The following is a 25,338-nucleotide window of genomic DNA, read 5'->3' as shown; positions in this document are numbered from 1 at the left end:
CCGGAACGGGGCGGGCGTCTTGCGCGGTGCGAGTGGGCATCTTACGCGCTGGCGTCGCCGCTGTCGAAGCAGGCCCGCGGGCGGCGGGGCAGGGCGGCGCGGCGTGGCGCGGCCATCGGCAGTGGGGCCATCCGTGCGGATGTCCGGGACCTGCTGCGCTCGGCATATCCGCCCAGGCGGGAGACGCGGTTGAAATGTGCCCTTTGCGGTATTTCCGCCTGGCGGTGCGGCGAGCACGCCGCTGCCGGCCGCGTGGCGCCGCCCGGCGCGCCGGCAAGGCCCGGCGCCGGCCATTCCATCCAGGGTGTGCCGCAGGCGGGAACGCTCCCGGCAGGCCCGGAAATGCCTCGGCCTTCTGGTAAAATCGCGCTTTTCCCGCCAGGTTCCCGTCGCATGTCTGCCCTCGCACATCCCGCCACAAGTCCCTACGCTTCTCAGCCCGCCAAGCTGATGGCCAGCGCAATCCGCGTGCTCGCCATGGACGCCGTCCAGCAGGCCAATTCCGGCCATCCCGGCATGCCGATGGGGATGGCAGACATCGCCGTAGCGCTGTGGGCGCGCCATCTGAAGCACAACCCGACGAATCCGAAGTGGGCCGACCGCGACCGTTTCGTGCTGTCGAACGGACATGGCTCGATGCTGCTGTATGCGCTGCTGCACCTGACCGGCTACGACCTGCCGGTCGCGGAACTGAAGAACTTCCGCCAGCTGCACAGCAAGACCCCCGGCCATCCGGAGTATGCGATCACCCCGGGCGTGGAAACCACTACCGGCCCGCTGGGCCAGGGCATCACCAATGCGGTGGGCATGGCGCTGGCCGAACGTCTGCTGGGCGAGGAGTTCAACCGCCCGGGCTTCGACATCGTCAACCACCATACCTTCGTCTTCCTTGGCGATGGCTGCCTGATGGAAGGCATCAGCCACGAGGCTTGCTCGCTGGCGGGTACTCTGAAGCTGAACAAGCTGATCGCGCTGTGGGACGACAACGGCATCTCGATCGACGGCGACGTCGTGCACTGGTTCGCCGACGACACGCCGAAGCGCTTCGAGGCCTATGGCTGGAACGTGATCCGCGCCGTCGACGGCCATGACACCGACGCGGTGGACGCCGCCATCGCCCAGGCCAAGGCCAGCGACCGGCCGACCCTGATCTGCTGCCGCACCGTGATCGGCAAGGGCGCGCCCAATAAGGAAGGCGGCCACGACGTGCACGGCGCGCCGCTGGGCGGCGCCGAGATCCAGGCTACGCGCGAGGCGCTGGGCTGGGCCCACGAGCCGTTCGAACTGCCCGCCGAGGTCTATTCGGCCTGGGACGCCAAGGCCAACGGCCAGGCGCTGGAGAAGGCCTGGAACGCCCTGTTCGCGGCCTATGCCGAGCGCTTCCCCTACGAGGCCGGCGAGTTCCAGCGCCGCATGCGCGGCGAGCTGCCCGGTGCCTTCGAGGCGGCCGTGGAAGCCTTCATCGCCAAGTGCGAGGACAAGGCCGAGACCATTGCCAGCCGCAAGGCCAGCCAGAACACCATCGAGGCCTTCGGCCCGGTGCTGCCCGAGTTCCTCGGCGGCTCTGCCGACCTGACCGGCTCGAACCTGACCAACTGGAGCGGCAGCAAGGCCGTGCGCGCCGACGCCTGGGGCAACCACATCAACTACGGTGTGCGCGAGTTCGGCATGAGCGCGATCATGAACGGCATCACGCTGCATGGCGGCTACATCCCCTACGGCGGCACCTTCCTGACCTTCTCGGACTACAGCCGCAACGCGCTGCGCATGGCGGCGCTGATGCGCATCCGCACACTGTTCGTATTCACCCACGATTCCATCGGCCTGGGCGAGGACGGTCCGACGCACCAGTCGGTCGAGCACGTCGCCAGCCTGCGCCTGATCCCCAATATGGATGTCTGGCGTCCGGCCGACACCACCGAGACCGCGGTGGCCTGGGCTCACGCGGTGCGCCGCGAGGACGGCCCGAGCTGCCTGATCTTCAGCCGCCAGAACCTGCCGTTCCAGCGCCGCGACGACGCCACCCGCGCCCAGATCGCGCGCGGCGGCTACGTGCTGCGCGACAGCGTGAACCCGAAGAGCAAGCGGCCCGACGCCGTGATCCTGGCCACGGGTTCGGAAGTCGCGCTGGCGGTCGCCGCCGCCGATCAGCTGGCCATCGACGGCGTGCACGTGCGCGTGGTGTCGGTGCCGGCCACCACGGTGTTCGACAAGCAGGACGCCGCCTACAAGGCTTCGGTGCTGCCCGCGGGCGTGCCGCGCGTGGCCGTGGAGGCGGGCGTGAGCGATTTCTGGTGGAAGTATCAGGTGCAGGCCGTGGTCGGCATCGACACCTTCGGCGAGTCCGCGCCGGCCGGCGTGCTGTTCAAGCACTTCGGTTTCACGGCGGAAAACGTGGCCGACACGGTGCGCGCCACGCTCGCGTAATCAGCGGCCGCAGAGCCTCCGGGGCGGCCGCTGCGCCGCCCGCCGGGCAGGCGCGGCGGCCACGTCGCATTCATCGATCAGGTATTTCAGGAGAGTGACAATGACCATCAAGATCGGCATCAACGGCTTCGGCCGTATCGGGCGCATGGTGTTCCGTGCCGCCGTCGCCAACTTCAACGACATCGAAGTCGTCGGCATCAATGACCTGCTGGAACCCGACTACCTGGCGTACATGCTGAAGTACGACTCGGTGCACGGCCGCTTCGACGGCGAGGTGTCGGTCGAGGGCAACACCCTGGTCGTCAATGGCAAGAAGATCCGCCTGACCGCGGTCAAGGATCCGGCCGAACTGAAGTGGGACGAGATCGGCGCCGACGTGGTGGTCGAATCCACCGGCATCTTCCTGACCAAGGAAGGCGCGCAGAAACACATCGATGCGGGCGCCAAGAAGGTGATCATGTCGGCACCGTCGAAGGACGACACCCCGATGTTCGTCTTCGGCGTCAACGACAAGACCTACAAGGGCGAGGCGATCATCTCGAACGCCTCCTGCACCACCAACTGCCTGGCGCCGGTCGCCAAGGTGCTGAACGACAAGTGGGGCATCAAGCGTGGCCTGATGACCACCGTGCACGCTGCCACCGCCACCCAGAAGACCGTCGACGGCCCGTCCAACAAGGACTGGCGCGGCGGCCGCGGCATCCTGGAGAACATCATCCCGTCGTCGACCGGCGCAGCCAAGGCCGTTGGCGTGGTGATCCCCGAGCTGAACAAGAAGCTGACCGGCATGTCGTTCCGTGTGCCGACCTCCGACGTCTCGGTGGTCGACCTGACCGTCGAGCTGGACAAGGCCGCGACCTACGCCGAGATCTGCGCCGAAATGAAGGCCCAGAGCCAGGGCGCGCTGAAGGGCGTGCTGGGCTACACCGAGGACAAGGTGGTTGCCACCGACTTCCGCGGTGACGCCCGTACCTCGATTTTCGACGCCGAGGCCGGTATCGCGCTGGACGGCACCTTCATCAAGGTCGTGAGCTGGTACGACAATGAGTGGGGCTACTCCAACAAGGTGCTGGAGATGGTCCGCGTGGTGGCGAAGTAAGCATCATCGCCCCCGGGGCGGCCCATCGCGGCCGCCGTCCAACGAAAAACGCGCCCTCGGGCGCGTTTTTCGTTGGACGTGCCTGGCACGTGACTCATGTCCGGCCGGGCAGGGGACGCGCATCGATCGCATCACCGTCGAGCAGGAAATGTCCGCCGGCCACATGATGGATGGTGCGCAGCGCATCATGCCCTTCGAAATGCCAGCGGCCCTTGCTGAATACGCGGGCATCCGCCCAGGCCGCCACGACTTCCCCCAGGAACAGGTCGTAGCGCTGCTGGATGGCGGGCTCGGGCAGCAGGCGGCAGGCCAGCCAGGCCGCGCAGCCCTCCAGCAGCGGCGCGCTGGTTTCCGCCACGGCGAAGCTTGCCAGGCCATAGGTTTCGAACTTGTCGGCGCCGTCGCGCTCGACCAGTTCGCGCCCGCTGCTCGAACCGAGTGCCTGGGTCAGGTCGACCTGGGCGCGCGTGGGGACCTGGAGGGCGAACTCACCGCTGTCCTCCAGCAGCTCCCGCGTCCACGTGCTCTTGTCGAGCACCACGGCGACCTTGGGCGGGGCGAAGTCGAGTGGCATGGCCCAGGCGGCGGCCATGATATTGCGACGGCCTCCGGCTGCAGCACTGACCAGCACCGTGGGGCCATGGTTCAACAGTCGGTAGGCCTTGGCGAGTTCAACGGGGTGGCGGTGGCTGGGCATGGTGGTCGTCGGGCAGGGAGGGCGGCTGCCGGTCCGGGCTGGCTTGCCGCGCTTCGCGCATTATATTGCGCAGCGCCGGCAGGCGTCGGGGTGCCGTTCCAGACTTATGTCCGTAACAGAAAAGATATTATCCCTACCAAAGCAGGGTTTTCTCGACGTTCAGAATGCGAAATCCGCTTTCCGGAGTGGAAAATTCAACTTACACTGCCAGTGTTTACATTGATTTATTGATATCTGATGTGCAGCTCGTGTAAATGAGGCCGCCATCTGGAAAAAGGGAACCGAGCCGGGCACAACCATGGTGAACGTTGACACCAAGCTGCTGGTGATTTTCACCGAGCTGCTGAGCAAGCGGAACGCAACCTATGTCGCCGAAAAGATGCATATGACGGCGCCAGCGGTTTCGCATTCGCTGGGTCGTCTGCGCGAAATCTTCGACGATCCGCTTTTCATCCGTGTGCCGCACGGCCTCACGCCGACGCCACGCGCCCTGGAACTGGGGCCGAAAATCCGCGACATGCTGGACCTGTGGACCTCGATCAACGAGGGTGACGCGGACAATTTCGATCCGGGCATCGCCACCGGTACGCTGCATATCGGTTTTTCCGCCGAACTTGGCGACACGGTTTTCAATCGCTTCGTGCTGCGCGTCAAGCAACTCGCGCCGGACCTGCACCTGCGCCTGGTGGAGTCCCATTCCTGGGAGGCCGACATCGCCGCGATGCGAGCGAACGAGCTGGACCTGGCTTTCTCGCCGTATCCGACGCGCCATCCGGAAATCGTCGAGGAGATGGTCAGTTCGCTGAACCTGTGGGTCTGCGCGCGCAGCCAGCATCCGGTGCTGAAGGGCGGCTGCACGCTCGACCAGTATCTGGATTGCAGCCACATATTCATGGCGCCATCCGGTTCGACCGGCCGTGCCGCGCCCTCGCTGATCCCGCTCGACTATGCACTGCAGCAGCGCGGCCTCAAGCGCAATGCCACGCTGACTGTGCATTCCTGGCGTGCGCAGGCAGAACTGGCAGCGCAGACGGACATGATCTTCACGGTCAACGCCCTGACCAAGGACATGGCCTGCGAGACCTACGGCCTGAAGGCCTTCCCGCTGCCGGCGGAGATCAACACCACGCTGGGCCTCAATATGTTCTGGCACCGCAGCCGCAACACGCATCCGATGCTGGTCTGGGCGCGCGGCCTGTTCCGCCAGGTGGTGGGCGAGTTCGAGAGCCTGCCGGCGCCGCAGCAGGGCACGCCGGCGGTTGCCGAGCAGGACCTCTAAAGGGGTTGCCCGTCTGGCTTGGCTAAGAAAAAACCGGCGTCAGGCGCCGGTTTTTTCTTGCGATCCGCGCGGCCGCCAGCACCGCGCTCCTACCTTGGGAAGGTCAGCGCTTGGTACGGTGCGGGCAATCGGTCTTGGTGCAGTTGCCGTACAGGGACAGCGCGTGTTCCTGCAGCGCGAAGCCCCGTTCGCGCGCGATGCTCTGCTGGCGCTGCTCGATTTCCGAGTCGAAGAATTCCTCGACGCGACCGCAGTCCAGGCACACCAGATGGTCGTGGTGCTTGCCTTCGTTCAACTCGAAGATGGCCTTGCCGGACTCGAAGTTGTTGCGCGACAGCAGGCCTGCCTGCTCGAACTGCGTCAGCACCCGGTACACGGTTGCCAGGCCGATGTCCATGTGCTCGCTCAGCAGGATGCGATAGACGTCTTCCGCGCTCAGGTGGCGTTCCTCGCTGGTCTGGAAGATCTCCAGGATCTTGAGGCGGGGGACGGTTGCTTTGAGGCCGATGTTTTTGAGGTCCGCCGGACTCGGCATAGGCTGGACTCCCTAGAGTACAATGTGTGGATTCTTGAATCATAAGGGTTTTGGCGACAAAAGTCGCCCTGGCGTACCCGCGCCAGCCCTGGCCGTGCGGCAATGCGCGCCACGGCACACGTGGCCGTCCCGGACGGCCTGGCACGCCGGATTCGGCACATTTCCCTGTTACCCGAAGCGAGACACATGCGTTCTTTCCCTCCGTCTGCCGTTCGCCCGACGCTGGCCATCACGCTGCTGGCCTCGATGCTGCTTGCCGCCTGCTCGACCTACGACACGACTTCCCGCAAGCTGACCAACCTGATCACGCCGTACCGGATCAACATCGTCCAGGGCAACTTCGTTTCGCGCGAGGCGGCGGCGCAATTGCACGAAGGCATGACGCGCGACCAGGTCAAGTTCCTGCTCGGCACGCCACTGCTGACCGATGTCTTCCACACGGACCGCTGGGACTATGTCTTCTCGTTCCGCCGCGGCAACACGCCGGTGGTGCAGCAGCGCCGCTACACGGTGTTCTTCGACGGCGACAAGCTGGTCAAGTTCGGGGGTGACGACCTGCCCTCCGAGTACGAGCTGATCGCGGAGATCGACGGCATGAAGAAGGCACTGAAGGAGCAGACCCCCGGCAAGATCAGTTTCAGCCAAAGTACCGAAGCCGCCGCTTCCGCGCCGGCGGCGGCCGCGCCGCAGACCGCCGCCAGCGCCCCGGCGGCTGCACCTGCCGCGGCACAGCCGCAGGCGGACGCCTCCGCCGCTTCCGCGCTGTCGGCCGACGCCGCCGCCGGCAAACCGGCCAACTGAGCCGTCTTCCCTGGGCGCGGGCGCGCTGCCGCACCGCCCATTTCCCGCCACCCGTCCGCCGCGCGCTTCGCGGCGGGGGCGTGACGGCATCTTCCTTGCATCCTGATATCGCTATGCAAATCGCTATCGCTGGGGCGTCCGGCCGCATGGGCCGCATGCTGATCGAACATGTGCTGAACACCGACGGGGTCGAACTGGCCGGCGCGCTGGACGTGCCGGGCGCGGCCGCGCTGGGCCAGGATGCCGGCCTTTTCCTGGGCCGCCAGACCGGCGTGCAGATCGCCTCCGACATCGAGGCGGTGCTGTCGCGTGCCGACTGCCTGATCGATTTCACCCGTCCTGAAGGCACTCTGGCCCACCTCGAAGTGGCCAAGCGCCTGGGCGTCAAGATGGTGGTGGGCACGACAGGTTTCGACGAGTCCGGCAAGGCCGCGCTGGCCGAGGGCGCCAAGGCCGTCGGCATCGTCTTTTCCGCCAATATGAGCGTGGGCGTGAACGCCACCTTCAAGCTGCTCGACGTGGCGGCCAGGCTGCTGTCGACCGGTTACGACATCGAGATCATCGAAGCCCATCATCGCTTCAAGGTCGATGCGCCCTCCGGCACGGCGCTGGCCATGGGCGAAGTGGTGGCCAAGGCGCTCGGGCGCGACCTCAAGACCTGCGGCGTGTTCGCGCGCGAAGGCCACACCGGCGAGCGCGATCCGGACTCGATCGGTTTCGCCACCGTGCGCGGCGGCGACATCGTCGGCGATCATACCGTCATGTTCGCCGGCATCGGCGAGCGCATCGAAATCAGCCACAAGTCGTCGAGCCGCCAGTCCTACGCGGACGGTGCGGTGCGCGCGGCGCGTTTCCTGGCCGACAAGGCCAGCGGCATGTTCGACATGCAGGACGTGCTGGGCCTGAAGTAAGGCGCGGGACCCCGGCCGGCCGCTGTGGGTTGGCCGACGGTTATAATCGGCCTTTCGCATTCGCAGCATTCGCAGCACCAGATCGAGGCGGGCGCCGCCAGGCCGCCCGCCGCTTACGTTTCCACCATCCGCGCACGCCAGCGCCGGCCCGCAGCCGGGCGCCGCCCAGATCGCCGTCCTGACCATGCAAGACAAATATCTTCCCTCCGCCGTTGAACAAGCCGCCCAGCAGCACTGGCAAGCCATCGACGCCTACCGCGTCTCGGAGCATGCGAAGGGCGCCGACGGCAAGGAGAAGTCGAAGTTCTACGCCTGCTCGATGCTGCCGTATCCGTCGGGCAAGCTGCACATGGGCCACGTGCGCAACTACACCATCAACGACGTGATGGCGCGCTACCTGCGCATGAACGGCCATAACGTGCTGATGCCGATGGGATGGGATGCCTTCGGCATGCCCGCCGAGAACGCCGCCCTGAACAACGGCGTGGCGCCGGCTGCCTGGACCTATGACAACATCGCGTACATGAAGAAGCAGATGCAGTCGATGGGCCTGGCCATCGACTGGTCGCGCGAGGTTGCCACCTGCAGCCCGGACTACTACCGCTGGAACCAGTGGCTGTTCCTGAAGATGCTGGAAAAGGGCATTGCCTACCGCAAGACCGGCACCGTCAACTGGGACCCGGTCGACCAGACCGTGCTGGCCAACGAGCAGGTCATCGACGGGCGCGGCTGGCGTTCGGGCGCGCTGGTGGAGAAGCGCGAGATCCCCATGTACTACCTGCGCATCACCGACTACGCGCAGGAACTGCTGAGCGACCTGGACGACCTGGGCTGGCCCGAGCGCGTCAAGCTGATGCAGCAGAACTGGATCGGCAAGAGCTCCGGCGTGCGCTTTGCCTTCCCGCACAGCATCCCCGGCGACGACGGCAAGCCTATCAATGACGGCAAGTTGTACGTGTTCACCACGCGCGCCGACACCATCATGGGCGTGACCTTCTGCGCGGTGGCCGCTGAGCACCCGCTGGCGACCCATGCCGCCGCGGGCAATCCCGAGCTGGCGGCGTTCATCGAGGAGTGCAAGCGCGGCTCGGTGATGGAAGCCGACATGGCGACCATGGAAAAGAAGGGCATGCCGACCGGCCTGCAGGTCACCCACCCGCTGACCGGCGAGCCGGTCGACGTCTGGGTCGGCAACTACGTGCTGATGAGCTATGGCGACGGTGCCGTGATGGGCGTGCCGGCGCACGATGAGCGCGATTTCGCCTTCGCGCGCAAGTACGGCCTGCCGATCAAGCAGGTGATCGACGTCAAGGCCCAGGCGTATTCGACCGAGGCCTGGGCCGAGTGGTACGGCGACAAGGAACATGGCCGCTGCATCCACAGCGGCAAGTACGACGGCCTGGGCTACGAAGCCGCCGTCGACGCCATCGCGGCCGACCTGGCGGCGCAGGGCCTGGGCGAGAAGAAGATCACCTGGCGCCTGCGCGACTGGGGCATTTCGCGCCAGCGCTACTGGGGCACGCCGATCCCGCTGATCCACTGCGAGAGCTGCGGCGTGGTGCCGGTGCCCGAGAAGGACCTGCCGGTGGTGCTGCCGGAAGACCTGGTGCCGGACGGCAGCGGCAATCCGCTGGCCAAGGACCCGCGCTTCCTCAACTGCAGTTGCCCGTCCTGCGGCAAGCCGGCGCGGCGCGAGACCGACACGATGGACACCTTCATCGACTCGTGCTGGTACTACATGCGCTACACCTGCCCGGACGCAGCCACCATGGTCGACGCGCGCAACGATTACTGGATGCCGATGGACCAGTACATCGGCGGCATCGAGCACGCGATCCTGCACCTGCTGTACGCGCGCTTCTGGACCAAGGTCATGCGTGACCTGGGCCTGGTCAAGTTCGACGAGCCGTTCACCAACCTGCTGACCCAGGGCATGGTGCTCAACGAGACCTTCTACCGCGAGGATGCGTCCGGCAAGAAGACCTGGTACAACCCCGCCGACGTCGACCTGCAGACCGACGAGCGCGGTCGCCCGCTCGGCGCCACGCTGAAGGCCGACGGCCAGCCGGTGGTGATCGGTGGCGTGGAGAAGATGTCGAAGTCGAAGAACAACGGCATCGACCCGCAGGCGCTGATCGACCAGTATGGCGCCGATACCGCGCGCCTGTTCGTGATGTTCGCCGCACCTCCCGAGCAGCAGCTCGAATGGAGCGGCTCCGGCGTGGAAGGCGCATCGCGCTTCCTGCGCCGCGTCTGGGCCTACGGCCATGCGCATGCCGAGGCCATCCGCGCCGACGGCAGGGAGACGGCGGAAGCCGACCGCGCGCTGCGCCGCGAGATCCACAGCGTGCTCAAGCAGGCCAACTACGATTACCAGCGCATCCAGTACAACACCGTGGTGTCCGCCACCATGAAGATGCTGAACGCGCTGGAGGACGCCAAGGCGGCTTCGCCCGCGGCGCGCCGCGAGTGCTTCGGCATCCTGCTGCGCGCGCTCTATCCGGTGGTGCCCCACGTCACCCATGTGCTGTGGCAGGAACTGGGCTACGCCGCGTCCGCCGGCGACCTGCTCGATGCACCCTGGCCGCAGGTCGACGAGTCGGCGCTGGTGCTGAGCGAGATCGAACTGGTCCTGCAGGTCAATGGCAAGGTCCGCGGCAGCATCGTGGTGCCGGCAGGTGCCGATCGCGCCGCCATCGAGGCGGCCGCGGCAGCCAGCGAGACGGTGGCGAAGTTCGCCGCCGGTGCCGCGCCGAAGAAGATCGTCGTGGTGCCGGGCCGCCTGGTCAACGTGGTGCTGTAAGCGGCGCCGCCTATCTTCCAAGGAACGTCAACGACATGGATAGCCCGAGCCCGTCCCGCCGCAAGGCGCTCGCCCTGATCCTCGCCGGCGCCGCCGCCGGCCTGCTGGGCGGCTGCGGCTTCCACCTGCGCGGCCAGAGCGATTTCGCCTTCAAGCGGCTGTACGTTGGAATTCCGGCCAATTCGCCGATGGGCGCAGAGCTGCGTCGCACCATCCGCGGTGGCTCCGACACCGTCGTCGTCGACGATCCGAAGCAGGCCGACGCCCTGCTCGACGTGCTGCAGGACTCGCGCGTCAAGACCGTGCTGTCGCTGACCACCGCCGGCGTGGTGCGCGAATACCGCCTGACGCAGCGCTTCACCTTCCGCCTGCGCGGCGCCGACGGCAAGGAACTGATCGCGCCCTCGCAGATGATGTTGACGCGCGACCTGACCTACAACGAGGCGAACACGCTGGCCAAGGACTACGAGGAGCAGCAGCTCTACCGCGACATGCAGAGCGATATCGTGCAGCAGCTGATCCGCCGCCTGGCGTCGGTCAAGTCGCTCTGAGCGGGGCCGTCCGCGGCGCACGCAAGGCATGCAGATCAAGCCAGACGCCCTCGAAGCGCACCTGCGCCAGGCCAAGAGCAAGGGGCTGGCCCCGCTCTACGTGGTGCACGGCGACGAGCACCTGCTAGTGCTCGAGGCCGTGGACCGGCTGCGCCGCGCTGCGCGCGAGAGCGGCTTCACCGAGCGCGACGTGCTGGTGGCCGAGCGCGGTTTCCACTGGAGCCAGCTGACCGAGGCGCAGCAGTCGATGTCGCTGTTCGGCGACCGCAAGGTGGTCGAGCTGCGCATCCCGTCCGGCAAGCCGGGCAAGGACGGTGGCGAGGCCTTGCGCGCGGTCGCGGCCCAGTCGTCGCCGGATGTGCTGCTGCTGGTGACGCTGCCGCGCCTGGATTTCGCCGCGGCCAAGTCGGCCTGGTTCCAGGCGCTCGAAGGCGCCGGCGTCTCGGTCAAGGTCGACATGGTGGACCGCGCGCGCCTGCCGGCCTGGATCGGTGAACGGCTGGCCTTGCAGCAGCAGCGGGTGGAGGGCGGTGAACCCGGCCGGCGCGCGCTGCAGTTCATCGCCGACAAGGTCGAAGGCAACCTGCTGGCGGCCCACCAGGAGATCCAGAAGCTGGGCCTGCTCTATCCGGCCGGTGAGCTGAGCTTCGAGCAGGTCCACGACGCCGTGCTCAATGTGGCGCGCTACGACGTCTTCAAGTTGTCCGAGGCCATGCTGGCCGGCGATGTGCCGCGCCTGGTGCGCATGCTCGAAGGGCTGCGCGGCGAGGGCGAGGCGACGGTGCTGGTGCTATGGGCGCTGGCCGAGGAAATTCGCGTATTATCCAAGCTCCGGCAAGGACTGGCGGCAGGCAAGCCCGCCGCCGTGCTGGCACGCGAGCTGCGCATCTGGGGTGCGCGCGAGAAGCTCGCGCCGCAGGCCGCACAACGGTTATCGATGGCCCGGCTGGAGGCGGCGCTGGCGCTGGCCGCGCGGCTGGACCGCCAGGTCAAGGGCCTGCTGCCCGGTCCGGGCGAGCCGCTGCCGGCCGAACCCTGGGATGGCCTGCAGCAGCTCGCGCTGATGATCGCGCGCTAGCCGCGGCGCCATGCCCGGCTGGCGCGGGCGACGCGCCGGCGCACCGACTCCAGGTATTAGAAGACAAGCATTGAGGGCAGGGGACGCCCCGGCCAGACATATGAACGAGCTCGATCTCAACCTCTACATGGACCGCGTCGGCCGCCAGGCCCGCGCCGCTTCGCGCGCGATGGCGCGCGCCAGTACCGCCGACAAGAACCGCGCGCTGCTGACCATCGCCGCGGCCATCCGCCGCGACGCCGAGCAGCTCAAGGCCGTCAACGCGCGCGACGTCGAGCGTGCGCGCGCCAATGGCCAGGACGCCGCCTTCGTCGACCGCCTGACGCTGTCGGACAAGGCCATCGCCACCATGGCCGCCGGCCTCGAGCAGATCGCCGCGCTGCCGGACCCGATCGGCGAGATCAGCAATATGAAGTTCCGCCCGACCGGCATCCAGGTCGGCCAGATGCGCGTGCCGCTGGGCGTGATCGGCATCATCTACGAGTCGCGTCCCAACGTCACCATCGATGCGGCGGCGCTGTGCCTGAAATCCGGCAATGCCACCATCCTGCGCGGCGGTTCGGAGGCGATCGAATCCAATACCGCGCTGGCCCGGCTGGTGGCAGAGGGGCTGGCCGCGGCCGGCCTCCCGGCCGAGGCCGTGCAGGTGATCGAGACCACCGACCGCGCAGCGGTCGGCCGGATGATCACCATGACGGAATACGTCGACGTGATCGTGCCGCGCGGCGGCAAGAGCCTGATCGCGCGCCTGATGCAGGAAGCGCGCGTGCCGATGATCAAGCACCTGGACGGCATCTGCCACGTCTTCATCGACGTCGATGCCGATGTCGAGAAGGCGGTGCGCGTCTGCGACAACGCCAAGACGCAGCGCTATGCGCCGTGCAACACGATGGAAACGCTGCTGGTGGCGCGCGATATCGCCGCCACCGTGCTGCCGCCGCTGTGCCGCATCTATCAGGACAAGGGTGTGGAGCTGCGCGTGTGCGCCGACACGCGCGCGACGCTGGAGGCCGCCGGCTTCTCCGGCCTGGTCAATGCCACCGACGAAGACTGGCGGCTCGAGTACCTGGCGCCGGTGCTGGCGATCCGCACCGTCGACGACGTAGATGCCGCCATCGAGCACATCAATACCTACGGTTCGGCGCACACCGATTCCATCATCACCGAGAATTACTCCACCGGCCTGCGCTTCCTGCGCGAGGTGGATTCGGCCAGCGTGATGATCAATGCCTCGACCCGTTTCGCCGACGGCTTCGAGTACGGCCTGGGCGCGGAGATCGGCATCTCCAACGACAAGCTGCATGCGCGCGGCCCGGTTGGACTGGAAGGCCTGACTTCGCTCAAGTACGTGGTGTTCGGCCACGGCGAGATCCGCACCTGAGGCAGGGCGGCCGGCGCCGCGCCGGCCCACCGGTCCGCTGCCCCGCCGCCGCGGACTTCTTCATCTCCAACCGATAACTCACGCCTGCCGATGCTCTGGGTCAAAGCGCTGCATATCGTCTTCGTCGTCTCCTGGTTCGCCGGCCTGTTCTACCTGCCGCGCATCTTCGTCAACCTGGCGATGGAAACCGACGCGGCCGCCCTGCAGCGGCTGCTGCTGATGGCACGCAAGCTGTACCGCTTCATGACCATGCTGGCGGTGCCGGCGCTGGTGTTCGGCCTGTGGCTCTATCTCGGCTACGGCATCGGGCGCGGGCCCGGCCAGGGCTGGATGCACACCAAGCTCGCACTGGTGCTGGTCCTGATCGGCTACCACCACGGCTGCGATGTGCTGCTGCGCAAGTTCGAGGCGGGTCGCAATACCCGCTCGCACACCTTTTACCGCTGGTTCAACGAACTGCCGGTGCTGGTGCTGCTGGCGGTGGTGATCCTGGTGGTGGTGAAGCCCTTCTGAGAGCGGCCGCCGCGCGGTCGCCTGTCATCCCGCCCTGATACCCTTGCAGCCAGCTGTACGAACCCGCCGGTGCCCACGGGCCCGGTGCATGACTTAGCGAGACCAACCCGATGAGCAAGCAGGTCGACTACTACTTCACCGCCCCTTCGCCTTTCGTCTACCTCGGCCACGAGCGCTTCGCCGCCATCGCGGCGCGGCACGGCGTCCAGGTCAACCTCAAGCCCTGTGACCTGGGCAAGGTCTTCGCCGTCTCCGGCGGCCTGCCGCTTGCCCAGCGCCCGCCGCAGCGCCAGGCCTATCGCCTGGTCGAGCTGGAACGCTGGAGCCGTTATCTGGGCATGCCGCTGAACCTGCAGCCGACCTTCTTCCCGGTGTCGGGCGACGCCGCAGCCAGGCTGATCATCGCCACCCAGCTCGCGCACGGTACCGCGCGCGCGATGGACCTGACCGGCGCCATCGGCCGTGCGGTGTGGGCCGAGCAGCGCAATATCGCCGATGGTGCCACGCTGGCGCAGATCGCCGGCGAGGCCGGGCTCGACGGCGCGGCCCTGCTCAAGGCCAGCGAGGCCCAGGCCGTGCAGGCAGCCTATGCCCAGCATACCCAGGACGCGATCTCGGCCGGCGTGTTCGGTGCCCCCTGGTATGTCTACGAGGGCGAATCGTTCTGGGGCCAGGACCGGCTCGATTTCCTCGACCGCGCGCTGGCGGCCGGCTGATCGCTCCGTCCCATGTCCACCGGCGGCGCACAGGCGGCGCGGGTGTGCTACCGTCCGCCCTGGCGGACGTTTTCATTTGCGCCGGCGCTGTCCGCCGGCGGCGCTTTTCTTCTTTGCAGGAACCTCATGACCCAAGCCTTCTTCGCCCCTTGCCCGCGTGGCCTCGAGACCGCCCTCGCCGACGAGTTGCGCGAGATCGCGGCGCGCCCAGGCATTGCCTCGGTCGCGCCGTTCCAGGTGCACCGCGAGGTGGCGGGCGGGGTCGAATTCTCCGGCGTGCCGGCGGCCGCCTATGCCGTCAACCTGCATTCGCGCATCGCCAGCCGCGTGCTGATGCGCGTGGCCGCGCGCGGCTACCGGCACGAGGATGACGTCTATGCACTGGCGCGGGCCCAGCGCTGGGAGCAGTGGTTCTCGCCGGATGAGACCCTGCGCGTGGACGTGACCTCCAACAAGTCACCGCTGCGCAGCCTGAACTTCGCTGCGCTGCGGGTCAAGGACGGCATCTGCGACGCGATGCGGGAACGCCTGGGGGGGCGGCCCAGTGTCGACACCGCCAGTCCGGACGTACGCATCTACGCCCACCTGACCGAGCGCGACTGCACGCTCTACCTCGACACCTCCGGCGAGCCGCTGTTCAAGCGCGGCTGGCGCATGGAAAAGGGCGAGGCACCGCTGAAGGAGAACCTCGCGGCCGGCATCCTGCGCCTGGCTGGCTGGGTGCCCGGCCACACCGCGCGGCCCTTCTACGACCCGATGTGCGGCAGCGGCACCTTCATGGTCGAGGCGGCGCAGGTTGCACTGGGCCTGGCGCCGGGCGCCAGCCGCAGCTTCGCCTTCGAATGGCTCAAGGGCCTGGACGGCAAGGCCTGGCAGGCGTTGAAGGCCGATGCGCAGCGCGCGCGCATGCTGGCCGGCGGCGACGGGCTGCAGATCGCCGGCAGCGATATTTCCACGGACATGCTGGCGATGGCACAGGCGAACTGGCAGCGCGCCGGCCTACCCGGCGAGGCACGCCTGAAGCAGGTCGATGCCCGCCATACCCAGCCGCCGTTCGCCGAGCCGGGCCTGCTGCTGATGAATCCGCCCTATGGCGAGCGTATCGCCGTGCGCGGCGCGCGGCGCCAGCCGGAAGAGGTCTTGCCGCGCGACGAGGCGGAGGAAGCGGCGGCCGACCAGTTCGCGGCCGCCTTCGCCGCCACGCTCAAGCAGCAGTTCGCCGGCTGGCAGGCCTGGATCTTCACCGGCGACCTGAGCCTGCCGCGGCGGCTGCGACTGAAGGAATCGCGCCGCACCCCGCTGTACAACGGCAATATCGAGTGCCGGTTGTTCCGTTTCGACATGGTGCGCGGCGGCAACCGCAGCGCCTAGTCCATTGCGCCAGGGAAAGCGCGCCCGGGCGGCAGGCTCAGTCGCGCTTGCGGCCGGTCAGTGCGTCCGGGTCGCGCGCGAAATCGGCCAGGAATGACTGGTAGCTGACCACCGGTTCCTGCAGCAGGTGGCGTGGCAGGTCGAACAGGGCGTAGTAATAGGTCTCGCGGCCTTCGCAGCGCTCGGCAGGCAGGCAGTACTGCTCCCAGTCGATGCAGGCCGGGGTGAACATGCCATTGCCGGGCCAGAAGAACGGGACGATGCGGCCCTCGCGCAGGCCCTCGACCAGCGGCGCCGGCGCATCGTAGGCCTCGGCCGACTCGACCTGGCTCATCAGGCCGGCCTGGGTCTCGATGACCATCAGCGTGGCCTGGCCCTGCGCCGTCAGCATCAGGATGCCGACCGGGTTGGGGTAGAGGTAATACTCGACAAAGTTGTAGCGTGCGGCAATCTGCCGCACCCTGTCGGCCACCGCAGGGTCCGACAGGAAGGAGTACGAGTGGCGCGTCAGCAGGTCGCGCAGCGTGCGCGACAGCACGGCGAAGTACTGTTGCTGCAGTGCATCGATCTCCTTGCACAGGCGTCCCACCATATTGCTTTCGTGCTTCTTGACGTAGCGGTCGATCAGGCCGTGGTTGAAGCCCTCGACCGCGATGCTTTCGTCGGCCGTCCCGGTCAGCAGGATGGTCTTGCACGGCAGGTCCTGCAAGGCCTGGCAGAAGCTCAGCCCGTCCATCTGCGGCATCGAGTAGTCGACCACCACCACCCCCGGCTGCAGGAAGCGGTGGATGTCGTGGATCTGGCGGTAGATGCGGTCGACATCGAGCTGCACGGTGCGCCGCTCGCTGAGGAAGGTCAGGTCGTCGTGCGTCACGCGCACCGGCAGGAAGCCCGGGAAGCGGCTCGTGTAGGCATCACGGATCCACTGCAGCGCCTCGCGCGGATCGGTGAAGGACACCACGGCGCGCGAGGCATCCATCTGGAAGGCCAAGCTGTCGATGAACGACTTGCTGTCGTCCACCAGGACCGTCAGGATCGGGTGGTGGAAGACCGACAGGCTCCGGTCGTGCTGGCTGAATGTCATGGCGGTTCGGCGGCCGTGCGGGCCGCACGGCAGGCAAGGGGTTCGGCTTCCGAGGCACAGCCGGGCGCGCGCGAGCCTCGATGGCAAGGCAGTATAGCGCGCCCGCGAACCCGCGCAAACGTGTGCCGCCGGCACGACCCGTGCACGGGCATGCCGGCGGCCTCGGCGGCCGCACGCGCCGCCGGCGCCGCTCAGACCGCCTTGACCATGTCCTCGACCACCTTCTTGGCGTCGCCGAACACCATCATGGTCTTGTCCATGTAGAACAGCTCGTTGTCCAGGCCGGCGTAGCCGGCCGCCATCGAGCGCTTGTTGACGATGATGGTCTTGGCCTTGTATGCCTCCAGGATCGGCATGCCGGCGATCGGCGAGTTCGGGTCGGTCTTGGCCGCCGGGTTGACCACGTCGTTGGCCCCGAGCACCAGCACCACGTCGGCCTGGCCGAACTCGCTGTTGATGTCTTCCATCTCGAAGACCTGGTCGTAGGGCACTTCCGCCTCGGCCAGCAGCACGTTCATGTGACCCGGCATGCGCCCGGCTACCGGGTGGATCGCGTACTTGACCGTGACCCCCTTCTCCGAAAGCATCTCGGTCAACTCCTTCAGCGCGTGCTGGGCGCGCGCCACCGCCAGGCCGTAGCCGGGCACGATGATCACGGTCTCGGCGTTGCCCATCAGGAAGGCCGCGTCGTCGGCCGAGCCGGACTTGACGTTGCGCTGCGCCTGGGCGCCGCCGGCCGAAACGGCCGAGGCGTCGCCGCCGAAGCCGCCCAGGATCACGTTGAAGAACGAGCGGTTCATCGCCCGGCACATGATGTACGAGAGGATGGCGCCGGAGGAGCCCACCAGCGAGCCCGCGATGATCAGCATCGGGTTGTTCAGCGAGAAGCCGATGCCGGCCGCGGCCCAGCCCGAGTACGAGTTCAGCATCGACACCACCACCGGCATGTCGGCACCGCCGATCGGGATGATGATCATCACGCCGAGCACGAAGGCGAGCGCCAGCATCACCAGGAAGGGCAGCCAGGCCTGCGTCAGGAAGAAGCCGACGCCGAAGCCGACCATGGCCAGCGCCAGCAGCAGGTTCAGCCAGTGCTGGCCGGGGAAGACCACCGGCGCGCCCTGGAACAGGCGGAACTTGTAGCGTCCGGCCAGCTTGCCGAAGGCGATCACCGAGCCGGAGAAGGTGATGGCACCGACGAAGCAGCCGATGAACAGCTCGACGCGGTTGCCCATCGGGATCTCGTGCGACTCCGGCGGCGTGATGCCGAAGGCGGCCGGCTCGGCCACCGCCGCCACCGCGATGAAGACCGCGGCCAGGCCGATCAGCGAGTGCATCGCCGCCACCAGTTCGGGCATCTTGGTCATCTCGACCTTGCGCGCCACATAGGCGCCGATGCCGCCGCCGACCACCAGGGACAGCAGGATCAGGCCCAGGCCGGTGGCGATCGAGGACTGGGCCGCGCCGGCGGCGAGGAACTCCGCCTTGAGCTTGGCGATCAGCGCCACCGTGGTGAGTGCGGCGATGGCCATGCCGGCCATGCCGAAGGCATTGCCGCGGCGTGCCGTGGCAGGGTGGGACAGCCCCTTGAGCGCCTGGATGAAGCAGACCGAGGCGAGCAGGTAGAGCAGGGTGACGAGGTTCATGCTGACGAGGCCGCTCATTGCGCGCCCTCCTTGCCCTTGGTGTCGGCCTTGGCCTTGGGCTCCTTCTTCTTGAACATCTCCAGCATGCGCTGGGTCACCAGGAAGCCGCCGAACACGTTGACCGCGGCCAGGGCCACGGCGAGCGTGCCCATGGTGCGTCCGACCATGCCTTCGGTCAGGCCCGCGGCGAGCATGGCGCCGACGATGATGATGGCCGAGATCGCATTGGTCACCGCCATCAGGGGCGTGTGCAGGGCCGGCGTGACCGTCCAGACCACGTGGTAGCCCACGTAGATCGCCAGCACGAAGATGATCAGGTTGATCACCGTGTGGTTCACCATCTCCATCGACTTCTCCTCCGTTTGCTTGAATCCGTGCTACCGCTTCATTGTTGTGGGGCTGTGGCTCGTCACGAATACCGGCGCGGCCGGTGCGGCGCAGCGCGCCAGGGCGGCGCGCCGCCCCGGCCCGCGGGTCGCCCGCGCCATGCCGTGCGGCTGGCATGGGCGGGATGCGGGGCGAGGCTGGGCATGGGCCGGCGGCCTCAGATCTTCTTGATTTCCTTGATCGCGTTCTTCTCGTTGACCAGGATGACCTTGGGCTTGTAGCTGGCGATCTCTTCGTCGCTCATCGGCGCATAGGTGCAGATGATGAGCTGGTCGCCCAGGTGCGCGCGGCGCGCGGCGGCGCCGTTCAGCGAGATTTCGCCGCTGCCGCGCTCGCCCTTGATGATGTAGGTCGAGAAGCGCTCGCCGTTGTTGACGTTGTACAGCTCGATCTTCTCGAATTCCTTCATGTCGGCCGCGTCGAGCAGGTCCTGGTCGATGCCGCACGAGCCTTCGTAGTTCAGGTCCGCCTGCGTCACGGTGACACGGTGCAGCTTGGCGCGGAGCATGATGCGTTGCATGGGTGATACGTCCTTCTTGGTTGATGCAGGTCCGGCGCGCCTGCGCGCAGCGCGCGGCGCCGGGACCGGGAGAGGGCCCCGCAGGGCCGTGGAAAAGCTCAGGATGCCGACTGGCGCACGACCTCGCCGCCCTTGCACATCAGGCAGGCGGCGACGATGTCGTCAGACAGGTCGATCACCGGCTTGCCTTCCTTGTCGACGATCAGCTTGAGGAAGTCAAGCACGTTGCGCGCGTACAGGGCGGACGCGTCGGCCGCCACCATGCTGGCCAGGTTGGTGTGGCCCACCAGCGTGACGCCGTGGCGCTGCACCACCTGGTCGGGCACCGTCAGCGGGCAGTTGCCGCCCTGCGCCGCCGCCAGGTCCACCACCACGGAGCCGGGCTTCATCTGCTGCACGGTGTCTTCCTTGAGCAGCACCGGCGCCGCGCGCCCGGGGATCAGCGCGGTGGTGATGACGATGTCGGCCTGCCGGGCGCGTTCGTGCACCAGTTCGGCCTGGCGGCGCATCCAGTCGGCCGGCATCGGGCGCGCATAGCCGCCCACGCCTTGGGCGATCTCGCGCTCTTCGTCGGTGAGGAAGGGCACGTCGAGGAACTTGGCGCCCAGCGATTCGATCTGCTCCTTGACCGCGGGCCGCACGTCGGAGGCCTCGATCACCGCGCCCAGCCGCTTGGCCGTCGCGATGGCCTGCAGCCCGGCCACGCCGGCGCCGAGGATCAGCACGCGCGCTGCCTTCACGGTGCCGGCCGCGGTCATCAGCATCGGCATGAAGCGCTGGTAGTGGTGGGCCGCTTCCAGCACGGCCTTGTAGCCGGCGATATTGGCCTGCGAGGACAGCACGTCCATGCTCTGGGCGCGCGTGGTGCGCGGCGCGGCTTCCAGCGCGAAGGCGGTCAGGCCCGCCGTAGCCATGCGCGCGTTGTTGTCTGCGTCGAAGGGATTGAGCATGCCCACCAGTATCGCGCCGGGCTTCATCTGCGCGCGCTCGGCGTCGTCCGGTGCGCGCACCTTGAGCACCAGCTCGGCGCCGAGCGCCTCGGCGGCAGTGCCGATGCGGGCGCCGAGCGCCTCGTAGGCTGCGTCCGGCTGGCTGGCGCGCACACCAGCCTCCGCCTGGACCGTGACCTGGTGGCCCTGCGCCAGGTACTTCTTGACCGTCTCCGGCGTAGCGGCGACGCGCGTCTCACCTGCCCGCGTCTCCTGCGGGATGCCGATGTGCATCGTCAATTTCTCCTTTGGCTGGCTTCCATTCTGTTGGCGGGCGGATTGCCTGGCCCGTTGCGCTCTGCCGGCGACCGGCCGCAGCGCACAATTTTGCCGCAGCTTACAGGAATCTGACGCTCAATGGTGACGCATCGGTCGGGGATTGCAGACGTAGTAATGAGCGCACATTCAGCCTTTATCGAAAGACTTCGCCGCGCCAGCCAATCTTGACGCCGATTTGAGGCGCTGCTCCGTATCGTTGCGCCTGCGCCACTTGGACGCGGCATCACGCGCGCGGCAGTGGCGCTTCCGGCGCAACCACAAGGCATGTGCCGGGATTTCTCGGAGCTTGCAGATGACGTCTTTCTTCCTTCCTTCGGCGCGGCGCGCCGCCATGGCCGGCCTGCTGGCGGCCGGTTGCCTGGGTGCCACGGGCACTTTTGCGCAGAGCAGCGGCGACGCGGCAGCCACGCCCGCACCGGCGGCGGCCGCGCCGGCAGCGGACGCGGCACCGGCGTCGCCGCACACGTTCACGGCCAATGTGACGCTGGCCACCGAGTACCGCTACCGCGGGCTGATGCAGACCAACCGCCATCCGGCGATCCAGGGGGGCTTCGACTACGCGCACGAGAGCGGTTTCTACGTGGGCAACTGGAACTCGAACATCAGCTGGCTCTCGGACAGCAGCTCGCAGGTGTCGGCGCCGATCGAGATGGACTTCTACGGCGGCTTCAAGAACACCTTCGCGCTGGCGGGGCTGGACTGGAACTATGACGTGGGGGTGCTGCAGTACTACTACCCGGGCGACTACCCGACGGGCTTCACGCGGCCGCACACGACGGAGCTGTACGGCGGGATCGGCAGCGGCCCGGTGTTCCTGAAGTACTCGCACGCGCTGACCAACCTGTTCGGTTTCAACGACAGCAAGAACAGTTTCTACATCGACCTGTCGGCGAACGTGCCGCTGAATTTCTGGGACCTGACGTTCAACGCGCACGTGGGCTACCAGAAGGTGCAGCACGTGACGGACGCGTCGTATACGGACTGGAAGGTGGGGCTGACCAAGGACCTGGGCAAGGGCTTCTCGCTGGCGGTGGCGTACATCGACACCAACGCGAACCGCTCGGTGTACACCAATACCAGCGGGCGCTACGTGGGCCGCGCCACCGCCTGGGCCTCGCTCACCAAGAGCTTCTGACTTTTTCTGATCTTTACGGCATGTTGACGCGCGAGCACGCCAAACCTGCATCAATTTGAGGCCGCCGTCCTTAGCATGGAATCACTCCAACAGACGACCCGCCCAGCGCGGGCCAGCCATCCATGCGACAGCCAAGCCTAGCCGCGGCCTTTGCCGCCGTGCCCCGACGCCGTTCCATGCGCCATGCCGCCAGCCAGGCTGCAGCGCCTGCGCTTGCTCCTGCGCCCCGCCTCGCGGCCGAGACGGACAAGCAGCCCGGCAGCTGGATCCGCTTGCGGCTGGCGCTGGCCTCGGCGCAGGTGCATGCCTTGCGCCAGTCCCTGCACCGTGCGATCGGCGGGCTGGCGCGCGTCTACGTGGTCGAGGTCGATCATCGCCACGGCCTGGCCACGCTGCATGTGGAGGTGGCGCGCGGCGGGCGCGACGCGGCCATGCACGCCATCATGGCGGCGCTGCCCGAGGCCGAGTTCGGTGTGACGACGGCGCTGGAGCCCGACCATGTGGCGCACTGAGGCGGAGACCGGATCGGCCCCTGCGTGCCATGTCAGCGGCGCTGGCGACGACGGCCCGGCCGCCGGGCGCGAAGCGCCGGCGGCCGCGCGCAGCCGGGCGCTGGCGCACGGCCTGTGGCTGCCGATGGTGACGCCGCTGCACGCCGGTGAGCTCGACCTGGCGTGCGCGCAGCGCCTGGCCTTGCATTACGCGGAGGCGGGCGTCGACGGACTGATCCTGCTCGGCACGACCGGGGAGGGCGGCCTGCTGCGCCCATGGGAGCGCCTCGCGCTGGTGGCGGCCGTCACGCAGGCACTCGACGGCGCCGTGCCCGTGATGGCCGGCGTGGGCGGCGTGGATACCGCCGCCGTGTGCGAGCAGGTGCGCCAGCTGGACCGCTGCGACGTGGCCGGCTACCTGGTGCCGCCGCCCTACTACCTGCGTGTCGGCGATGCCGGCATGGCCTGGCATTTCGAGCAGGTGGCCGCTGCCACCTGGCGCCCGCTGATGCTCTATAACGTACCCGGGCGCACCGGCTGCAGCCTGTCGGCGCCGCTTATCGCCCGGCTCGCCGTGCACCCCCGCATCGTTGCCATCAAGCAGTGCGAAGCGCAGGCGCTCGGCGGCGCCGGCACTGCACCGCTCGACGTCTTCTGCGGCGAGGATGCCGCCATGCTGGTGCACCTGCTGGCCGGCGGCGCCGGCGCCGTGCCGGCTTCGGCCCACGTGCGTCCCGACCTGTTCGTGCGGCTTGCGCGGCTGGTGCGCAGCGGACACCACGAAGCGGCCCGCGCCTTGTTCGCGCAACTGCAGCCGCTGGTCGGCCTGCTGTTCTCCGAGCCCAATCCGGTCCCGGTGAAGGCCGCGCTGGCGCTGTGCGGGCTGGTGCGCGCGGAAGTGCGGCGCCCGCTGCAGCCTGCCAGCGCGGGCCTGGTCAAGGCGCTCGAGCAGGCCCTGGCAGGCCTGCCGGCTTGAAGCGGTCGCCGCTGCCTTCCTGCATGATGCCCCGGCAACCGGTAAAATGCCGGATTGCCTAAATATTGAGCATCATGTCAAACGATTGGAAGGCCAGCGTCACCGTTGCCGCCGTCATCGAACGCGGCGGCCGCTTCCTGCTGGTGGAAGAAGAGACGCCGGAGGGCCTGCGCCTGAACCAGCCCGCCGGCCATCTCGAAGAGGGTGAGAGCCTGATCCACGCCGTCATCCGCGAAACGCTGGAGGAAACCGCGCACGCCTTCGAGCCGCGCGCCTTGCTCGGCTGCTACATGGGTCGCGCCAGGTCTTCGCGCACCGGCAAGGACGTCACCTATGTGCGCTTCGCCTTTACCGGCGAGCTGGGTGCCCTCGAGAGCGGCCGCAAGCTGGACACCGGCATCGTGCGCACGGTGTGGATGAGCGCGGACGAGGTGCGCGCCTGTCCCGAACGTCATCGCACGCCGCTGGTGCAGGCCTGTGTCGACGACTACCTGGCCGGCAAGCGCTTCGCGCTCGACGCGCTGTTCACGCACAGCTCGGCGCTGGGCAAGGCAGGGCAGCCATGAGCGGCAAGCGCGTGGTGGTCGGCATGTCCGGTGGCGTCGATTCCTCGGTCACGGCCTGGCTGCTCAAGCAGCAGGGCTATGAAGTCATCGGCCTGTTCATGAAGAACTGGGAGGATGACGACGACGGCGAGTATTGCTCGACGCGCCAGGACTGGCTCGATGTGGTGTCGGTGGCCGACCTGATCGGTGTCGATGTGGAAGCGGTGAACTTCGCCGCCGAGTACAAGGACCGCGTGTTCGCCGAATTCCTGCGCGAGTACTCGGCCGGCCGCACGCCCAACCCGGACGTGCTGTGCAACGCCGAGATCAAGTTCAAGGCCTTCCTCGACCACGCCATGTCGCTGGGCGCGCAGACCATCGCCACCGGCCACTATGCGCGCGTGCGCGAGGCGGCGGGCGGGCGCTTCGAACTGCTCAAGGCCTTCGATCACACCAAGGACCAGAGCTATTTCCTGCATCGCCTGAACCAGGCGCAATTGTCGCGTACCCTGTTCCCGCTGGGCGAGATGCCAAAGACGCGCGTGCGCGAGATCGCGGCCGAGATCGGCCTGCCCAACGCGAAGAAGAAAGACTCGACCGGTATCTGCTTCATCGGCGAGCGTCCGTTCCGAGACTTCCTCAACCGCTACCTGCCGACCCGGCCGGGCCCGATGAAGACCGCGGACGGCAAGGTGGTGGGCGAGCACATCGGCCTCGCCTTCTATACGCTGGGCCAGCGCAAGGGCATCGGCCTGGGCGGCAGCCGCGATGGCAACGGCGATGCCTGGTATGCGGCACGCAAGGACATGGCTGCCAATACGCTCTATGTCGTGCAGGGGCATGACCATCCCTGGCTGCAGACGACGGAGCTGGCCGCAGCCGACCTGTCGTGGGTGGCCGGCGAGCCGCCCGCGGCGGGCCGGCGGTTGTCGGCCAAGACGCGCTACCGGCAGAGCGATGCACCCTGCATGGTGGCGCAGGCGGGGGAGGACACGCTGGAGCTCGCCTTCGACGAGCCGCAGTGGGCGGTGACGCCGGGTCAATCGGCCGTGCTGTACGACGGCGACGTGTGCCTGGGCGGCGGCATCATCCAGTAGGGCGCAGGGCTGTGCGCAAGAGCACAG

Annotated in this window: 24 protein-coding genes; 17 read left to right on the top strand and 7 right to left on the bottom strand. The window is 67.7% G+C overall.

The genetic code is table 11. The annotated features are described in order from the left end of the window. Positions 1-393: 393 nt before the first annotated feature. Positions 394-2,427 (top strand): transketolase, encoded by a 2,034-nt coding sequence (tkt, locus tag BKK81_RS17135; protein ID WP_083384145.1) that lies wholly within the window; start codon positions 394-396, stop codon positions 2,425-2,427. Between the two features lie 100 nt (positions 2,428-2,527). Then, positions 2,528-3,526, top strand: coding sequence for a type I glyceraldehyde-3-phosphate dehydrogenase (gene gap / locus BKK81_RS17130; protein WP_071015427.1), 999 nt, complete (start codon positions 2,528-2,530; stop codon positions 3,524-3,526). 94 nt (positions 3,527-3,620) lie between these two features. Here the strand turns inward: gap and BKK81_RS17125 are convergent, their stop codons facing one another. Continuing rightward, positions 3,621-4,223, bottom strand: coding sequence for a flavin reductase family protein (locus BKK81_RS17125; RefSeq protein WP_071015424.1), 603 nt, complete (start codon positions 4,221-4,223; stop codon positions 3,621-3,623). A 298-nt stretch (positions 4,224-4,521) separates the two neighbouring features. On the opposite strand from BKK81_RS17125, the gene BKK81_RS17120 reads away from it, so the two are divergent. Next, positions 4,522-5,502, top strand: a complete 981-nt coding sequence (locus BKK81_RS17120) for a LysR family transcriptional regulator (RefSeq protein ID WP_071015421.1) — start codon at positions 4,522-4,524, stop codon at positions 5,500-5,502. A 103-nt stretch (positions 5,503-5,605) separates the two neighbouring features. Here the strand turns inward: BKK81_RS17120 and fur are convergent, their stop codons facing one another. After that, complete coding sequence (fur, locus tag BKK81_RS17115) at positions 5,606-6,037, bottom strand: ferric iron uptake transcriptional regulator (protein WP_071015419.1); 432 nt, start codon at positions 6,035-6,037, stop codon at positions 5,606-5,608. Between the two features lie 186 nt (positions 6,038-6,223). Between fur and BKK81_RS17110 the strand changes: the two genes are divergently transcribed. The 9 genes from BKK81_RS17110 (at position 6,224) to BKK81_RS17070 (ending at position 16,162) form a co-directional block, all read left to right on the top strand. Then, positions 6,224-6,838 carry an outer membrane protein assembly factor BamE gene (locus BKK81_RS17110; RefSeq protein WP_071015416.1) on the top strand — a complete coding sequence of 205 codons (615 nt, stop codon included), beginning with the start codon at positions 6,224-6,226 and terminating at the stop codon, positions 6,836-6,838. A gap of 113 nt (positions 6,839-6,951) precedes the next feature. After that, entirely contained in the window at positions 6,952-7,749 is a 798-nt protein-coding gene (gene dapB, locus BKK81_RS17105; RefSeq protein WP_071015413.1) for a 4-hydroxy-tetrahydrodipicolinate reductase, read from the top strand. A 184-nt stretch (positions 7,750-7,933) separates the two neighbouring features. Beyond that, positions 7,934-10,552, top strand: coding sequence for a leucine--tRNA ligase (gene leuS / locus BKK81_RS17100; RefSeq protein ID WP_071015411.1), 2,619 nt, complete (start codon positions 7,934-7,936; stop codon positions 10,550-10,552). Between the two features lie 35 nt (positions 10,553-10,587). Then, positions 10,588-11,103 carry an LPS-assembly lipoprotein LptE gene (locus BKK81_RS17095; protein ID WP_071015408.1) on the top strand — a complete coding sequence of 172 codons (516 nt, stop codon included), beginning with the start codon at positions 10,588-10,590 and terminating at the stop codon, positions 11,101-11,103. 28 nt (positions 11,104-11,131) lie between these two features. Continuing rightward, on the top strand, positions 11,132-12,181 hold the full coding sequence (gene holA, locus BKK81_RS17090; RefSeq protein WP_071015406.1) for a DNA polymerase III subunit delta: 1,050 nt from the start codon (positions 11,132-11,134) through the stop codon (positions 12,179-12,181). Between the two features lie 100 nt (positions 12,182-12,281). Next, positions 12,282-13,562, top strand: a complete 1,281-nt coding sequence (locus BKK81_RS17085) for a glutamate-5-semialdehyde dehydrogenase (RefSeq protein ID WP_071015403.1) — start codon at positions 12,282-12,284, stop codon at positions 13,560-13,562. Between the two features lie 90 nt (positions 13,563-13,652). Beyond that, positions 13,653-14,075 carry a CopD family protein gene (locus tag BKK81_RS17080; protein ID WP_071015401.1) on the top strand — a complete coding sequence of 141 codons (423 nt, stop codon included), beginning with the start codon at positions 13,653-13,655 and terminating at the stop codon, positions 14,073-14,075. Between the two features lie 110 nt (positions 14,076-14,185). Beyond that, positions 14,186-14,791, top strand: a complete 606-nt coding sequence (locus BKK81_RS17075) for a 2-hydroxychromene-2-carboxylate isomerase (RefSeq protein WP_071015398.1) — start codon at positions 14,186-14,188, stop codon at positions 14,789-14,791. 126 nt (positions 14,792-14,917) lie between these two features. Continuing rightward, positions 14,918-16,162, top strand: a complete 1,245-nt coding sequence (locus BKK81_RS17070; RefSeq protein WP_071015395.1) for a THUMP domain-containing class I SAM-dependent RNA methyltransferase — start codon at positions 14,918-14,920, stop codon at positions 16,160-16,162. A 37-nt stretch (positions 16,163-16,199) separates the two neighbouring features. Here the strand turns inward: BKK81_RS17070 and BKK81_RS17065 are convergent, their stop codons facing one another. The 5 genes from BKK81_RS17065 to BKK81_RS17045 form a co-directional block, all read right to left on the bottom strand. Then, positions 16,200-17,246 (bottom strand): response regulator, encoded by a 1,047-nt coding sequence (locus BKK81_RS17065; protein WP_071015393.1) that lies wholly within the window; start codon positions 17,244-17,246, stop codon positions 16,200-16,202. Positions 17,247-17,437: 191 nt separating this feature from the next. Further along, positions 17,438-18,910 carry an NAD(P)(+) transhydrogenase (Re/Si-specific) subunit beta gene (locus tag BKK81_RS17060; RefSeq protein ID WP_071015390.1) on the bottom strand — a complete coding sequence of 491 codons (1,473 nt, stop codon included), beginning with the start codon at positions 18,908-18,910 and terminating at the stop codon, positions 17,438-17,440. Beyond that, entirely contained in the window at positions 18,907-19,239 is a 333-nt protein-coding gene (locus BKK81_RS17055) for an NAD(P) transhydrogenase subunit alpha (protein ID WP_071015388.1), read from the bottom strand. Before BKK81_RS17055 ends, BKK81_RS17060 begins: the two co-directional genes overlap by 4 nt. A 197-nt stretch (positions 19,240-19,436) precedes the next feature. Continuing rightward, positions 19,437-19,799 carry an aspartate 1-decarboxylase gene (gene panD / locus BKK81_RS17050; protein WP_071015386.1) on the bottom strand — a complete coding sequence of 121 codons (363 nt, stop codon included), beginning with the start codon at positions 19,797-19,799 and terminating at the stop codon, positions 19,437-19,439. 98 nt (positions 19,800-19,897) lie between these two features. Beyond that, positions 19,898-21,022: a Re/Si-specific NAD(P)(+) transhydrogenase subunit alpha gene (locus tag BKK81_RS17045; protein WP_071015380.1), complete on the bottom strand. Its 1,125-nt coding sequence runs from the start codon at positions 21,020-21,022 to the stop codon at positions 19,898-19,900. A gap of 376 nt (positions 21,023-21,398) precedes the next feature. Between BKK81_RS17045 and BKK81_RS17040 the strand changes: the two genes are divergently transcribed. The 5 genes from BKK81_RS17040 to mnmA all read left to right on the top strand — a co-directional run bounded on the left by BKK81_RS17040 (position 21,399) and on the right by mnmA (position 25,311). Continuing rightward, a complete protein-coding gene (locus BKK81_RS17040; protein ID WP_071016577.1) occupies positions 21,399-22,202 on the top strand; it encodes a TorF family putative porin in 804 nt (267 codons plus the stop codon). Between the two features lie 176 nt (positions 22,203-22,378). Next, the gene (locus tag BKK81_RS17035) at positions 22,379-22,714 is read left to right on the top strand and encodes a hypothetical protein (RefSeq protein WP_071015377.1); all 336 of its coding nucleotides are present in this window, start codon (positions 22,379-22,381) and stop codon (positions 22,712-22,714) included. Then, positions 22,701-23,669 (top strand): 4-hydroxy-tetrahydrodipicolinate synthase family protein, encoded by a 969-nt coding sequence (locus BKK81_RS17030; protein WP_083384143.1) that lies wholly within the window; start codon positions 22,701-22,703, stop codon positions 23,667-23,669. The genes BKK81_RS17035 and BKK81_RS17030 overlap by 14 nt, the downstream gene beginning before the upstream one ends. Before the next feature lie 74 nt (positions 23,670-23,743). After that, positions 23,744-24,235 (top strand): NUDIX hydrolase, encoded by a 492-nt coding sequence (locus BKK81_RS17025; protein ID WP_071016573.1) that lies wholly within the window; start codon positions 23,744-23,746, stop codon positions 24,233-24,235. Beyond that, complete coding sequence (gene mnmA, locus BKK81_RS17020; RefSeq protein ID WP_071015375.1) at positions 24,232-25,311, top strand: tRNA 2-thiouridine(34) synthase MnmA; 1,080 nt, start codon at positions 24,232-24,234, stop codon at positions 25,309-25,311. The genes BKK81_RS17025 and mnmA overlap by 4 nt, the downstream gene beginning before the upstream one ends. The last annotated feature ends 27 nt before the right edge of the window (positions 25,312-25,338 follow it).

This window comes from Cupriavidus sp. USMAHM13 (assembly GCF_001854285.1).
Lineage (GTDB): Bacteria > Pseudomonadota > Gammaproteobacteria > Burkholderiales > Burkholderiaceae > Cupriavidus > Cupriavidus malaysiensis.
The sequence above is the reverse complement of the archived record's forward strand: the minus strand, read 5'-3'. Positions and strand labels throughout refer to the sequence as shown.